Below are 3711 nucleotides of genomic sequence, written 5' to 3'. Positions count from 1 at the left end.
ATCACTATTTGCAACAGTGCCAAATTTCAGGCAGCACACTCATACATTTAAGCGTCGGTTTAAGCTGGTAGTTTACTCGCCAAAACATCTACTTTTTCAATAGACGGTGGCTCTGAAAATAGCTCATCGGCCTGAGCCATCAAAGCAGCTGCAACCTTGCCAGATAGATGTGCTTGGCGACCCGCCTCATCAGGAAATGCATCAAATATACCAAATGTTGTAGGTCCAAGACGTAGGCCAAACCACGCAACTGTCGCAGGTTCTTCCATTACAATATGTAAACCGGCTTTAAGGAAAGCTTCCACTTCGTCTTCTTTACCCGGTTTAGCTTCAAGGCGGACATATAAAGCTGTTTTAAGCATGACTAAAACTCCACAATTGACTAGAATTAAAACTGATTCTGACATTGCTAATGTATGCATGTCAGAAAGTTTTGTTGTATAAAAGTTAAAAAAAAATCCCATAGCTGAGCCAAAATCTGTTTTTTTATTCCGACATAATGCTATGAATTTATTCAAGTTAATATCATTAACATTTGAATCAAAAAATTAAGATATGAGATGGTTAAATTCAATCTTAGTTATATAAGGATCAATTGACTCTACCTTAGATTTATAAGCTGACCTCTTCATCTGAAAATTATATTGCTCAAGAAGCATTCAAGAACAACATGTACATCCTCATATCTATCAAAGTTATTTAGCTAGGAGTTTGCTGTGAAACTCTATATGTTTCTCTATAAAGCTCGCAATGAAGTAATAGCTATGGTCATACCCTTCTCTTAGGTTAAGTGTAAGAGGATATTCTTGTTCCAAACACATATCACTAAGAAGCTTAGGCCTTAACTGTTCTTCAAGAAAATCATCAGCTGTTCCCTGATCGACTAAAATAGGTATATGAACTTCAGCGTTTTTGATTAATTCAATCGCATCATAGCTTTTCCATAAAGTTTCGGTTTCACCTAGGTAATGTGTGAAAGCCTTTTTCCCCCAAGGTACTTGGCTAGGTGCAACAATCGGTGCAAAAGCAGAAATACTTTTATACAGCTCAGGATTTTTTAACCCAATTACTAATGCACCATGACCACCCATGCTATGACCCATAATACTTTGGACTTGATTGGTCGGAAAATTTAGGTCAATCAGATTTCTGAGCTCTTCCACAATATAATCATACATTTTGAAATGCTGTGACCAAGGTGCTTGTGTTGCATTCACATAGAATCCTGCACCTTGGCCTAAATCATAATCTGCATGATCTGGTACATCTTCTCCACGTGGGCTGGTATCTGGTGCAACAATAATGACTTTATGTTCAGCCGCATACTTTTGTGCTCCGGCTTTAGTAATAAAGTTCTGTTCGTTGCAAGTCAGTCCTGATAACCAATATAAAACTGGCAACCGCTCATCTTTGTCATGAGGTGGCAGATATATTGAGAATTTCATTGAACAGTTTAATGCTATTGACTGATGGCGATACACTTCTTGCGATCCACCAAAAGAAGCATGTTTCTCAATTATTTCCATAATCAATTACCTATGTTGAGCAAGACTTCATGAGAAATCGAGTAAACAAAGAGTCCGACATTCTCCACAGAGAATAGTGATAAAGATTTAAAATGTAGGCAGGTTGATTGAACCTATACACGATGCCTACACAGATAGATCTGTTTTACAGATGATGTGCCGTTTTGGAGAATTCCATGCATGTCATTCATGATGCACATGCATGGAAAAGTATAAGGTCTGACGGAATTATTCGTAATGAATTACAGTACGAATTGACTTACCTTCATGCATTAGATCAAAGGCTTCATTGATCTGATCCAAGCCCATCGTATGTGTCACAAATGGTTCTAATTGAATTTTACCGTTCATGGCATCTTCAACCATTCCTGGAAGTTGCGTACGACCTTTTACGCCACCAAAGGCAGAACCTAGCCATTTACGACCAGTAACAAGCTGGAATGGACGGGTAGAGATTTCCTGACCTGCGCCAGCTACACCAATAATTACGGATTGTCCCCAGCCACGGTGTGCACTTTCAAGGGCTGCACGCATTACATTCACGTTACCAATACATTCAAATGAATGATCTACACCCCAGCCAGTCATTTCGACAATGACTTGCTGGATTGGTTTGTCGTAGTCTTTAGGGTTCAAGAAGTCCGTTGCACCAAACTCTTTTGCCAGCGCAAATTTATCTGGATTCATGTCAACTACAATAATACGCCCTGCTTTAGCTTGACGTGCGGCTTGTACGACTGCCAGACCAATACCACCTAAACCAAAGACCGCAACACTATCACCTTCTTGTACTTTAGCCGTGTTGTGTACTGCACCGATACCCGTTGTGACACCACAACCCAGTAAGCAGACATGTTCGTGATTGGCTTCAGGATTGATTTTAGCCAATGATACTTCTGCCACTACAGTGTATTCACTGAACGTTGAGCAGCCCATATAGTGATAAATCGGTTGACCATTGTAGGAAAAACGAGTGGTACCATCTGGCATTACACCTCTACCTTGAGTTTCGCGAACGGAAATACACAAGTTCGATTTTCCAGATTTACAGAATACGCACTCGCCACATTCAGCAGTGTAAAGTGGAATTACGTGATCACCTGGTTTGACGCTAGTCACGCCTTCACCAACCTCAACTACAACACCAGCACCTTCATGCCCGAGAATAGCAGGAAAAACACCTTCAGGATCATCGCCAGATAAAGTAAATGCGTCTGTATGACACACACCGGTATGGGAGATCTTGATTAATACTTCACCTTTCTTCGGTGGTGCAACATCAACTTCAACAATTTGAAGAGGTTGACCAGGACCAAACGCAACAGCAGCACGTGACTTCATGGAATAATTCCTTATACAGATCTATTTTAAATATGATTTTAGAATCTTGGCGATTTCAGCCAATTCTTCTTTTCGTTGTTGTTCTGTAGTTTCACCTGATACTAAAGTGTCCTTTAAATGAACCTCCAACATTTCATTCATTAAACCATTAATAGCACCACGCACAGAGCATATTTGTTGCAGAATTGCACCACATTCCACATTGTCTTCTAACGCTTTTTCAATCGCTTGCGTCTGACCTTTGATCTTTCTGACGCGTAGAAGAATCTTTTTTTTGTCTTCAACCTGATTAGGCATCAGACCTCCTTACTTGCTAGCATTAATACTATAGTACCCCATAGTATAAAAAAAGCAATATTTTTTATAAATCGAAAATCAAAAAGACCTTTAGCGAAAATTTTCTATCCCTGTTTTTAGTTTTTTTTTAAATTAACATCGTAGAGCTGATGCTAAAGTCACAAAGAATGGGACTTTCAGCTCCCATTTTTTTATTTTGGCTCATGTTCTTTGTGATGCTGTGACCTTTTAGAATTATGTTTCAAATTTTAGCCACTTTGTAGATATTTTGAACGTTTCAAGCCTTGAAAATACTACCGACAGTTTAGATTAAACTGCCTTTACAGACTGTACTAGAATATTTTTAGTGAGCGGATGATATTTATTATTCATTATTTAGGAATTATTAAATCCTATAAATATCATTTATTGGATTAATTTATTTTGGTACTGTGCATATCATCCCCCAGTTAAGAATAAGGAATAACTATGAATAAGATGATGAATGCTCTTATCCTAGAAAATTTTGGTGATCATGAATTTAAACGGCACTGTTGCAAATAGTGAT

The 3711-nt window shown here is 38.5% G+C and carries 4 protein-coding genes; all 4 read right to left on the bottom strand.

Features of this window, described 5'->3' with window-relative positions:
* Positions 1–59: 59 nt before the first annotated feature.
* The 4 genes from B3D47_RS09820 to B3D47_RS09805 all read right to left on the bottom strand — a co-directional run bounded on the left by B3D47_RS09820 (position 60) and on the right by B3D47_RS09805 (position 3164).
* Positions 60–362 (bottom strand): putative quinol monooxygenase, encoded by a 303-nt coding sequence (locus tag B3D47_RS09820; protein ID WP_004897265.1) that lies wholly within the window; start codon positions 360–362, stop codon positions 60–62.
* A 333-nt stretch (positions 363–695) separates the two neighbouring features.
* On the bottom strand, positions 696–1526 hold the full coding sequence (gene fghA / locus B3D47_RS09815; protein ID WP_004897267.1) for an S-formylglutathione hydrolase: 831 nt from the start codon (positions 1524–1526) through the stop codon (positions 696–698).
* Positions 1527–1754: 228 nt separating this feature from the next.
* Positions 1755–2867 (bottom strand): S-(hydroxymethyl)glutathione dehydrogenase/class III alcohol dehydrogenase, encoded by a 1113-nt coding sequence (locus B3D47_RS09810; RefSeq protein ID WP_004897268.1) that lies wholly within the window; start codon positions 2865–2867, stop codon positions 1755–1757.
* A 21-nt stretch (positions 2868–2888) separates the two neighbouring features.
* On the bottom strand, positions 2889–3164 hold the full coding sequence (locus B3D47_RS09805; protein WP_001133624.1) for a metal/formaldehyde-sensitive transcriptional repressor: 276 nt from the start codon (positions 3162–3164) through the stop codon (positions 2889–2891).
* Positions 3165–3711 lie beyond the last annotated feature (547 nt).

Origin of the sequence: Acinetobacter sp. UBA3461, assembly GCF_002381195.1 — a bacterium.
In the GTDB taxonomy this organism is placed as follows: Bacteria; Pseudomonadota; Gammaproteobacteria; order Pseudomonadales; family Moraxellaceae; genus Acinetobacter; species Acinetobacter schindleri.
The sequence above is the reverse complement of the archived record's forward strand: the minus strand, read 5'-3'. Positions and strand labels throughout refer to the sequence as shown.

Coding starts and splice junctions, on each gene's coding strand:
- B3D47_RS09820 (WP_004897265.1), bottom strand. CDS start 362: ATGCTTAAAACAGCTTTATATGTCCGCCTTGAAGCTAAACCGGGTAAA.
- fghA (WP_004897267.1), bottom strand. CDS start 1,526: ATGGAAATAATTGAGAAACATGCTTCTTTTGGTGGATCGCAAGAAGTG.
- B3D47_RS09810 (WP_004897268.1), bottom strand. CDS start 2,867: ATGAAGTCACGTGCTGCTGTTGCGTTTGGTCCTGGTCAACCTCTTCAA.
- B3D47_RS09805 (WP_001133624.1), bottom strand. CDS start 3,164: ATGCCTAATCAGGTTGAAGACAAAAAAAAGATTCTTCTACGCGTCAGA.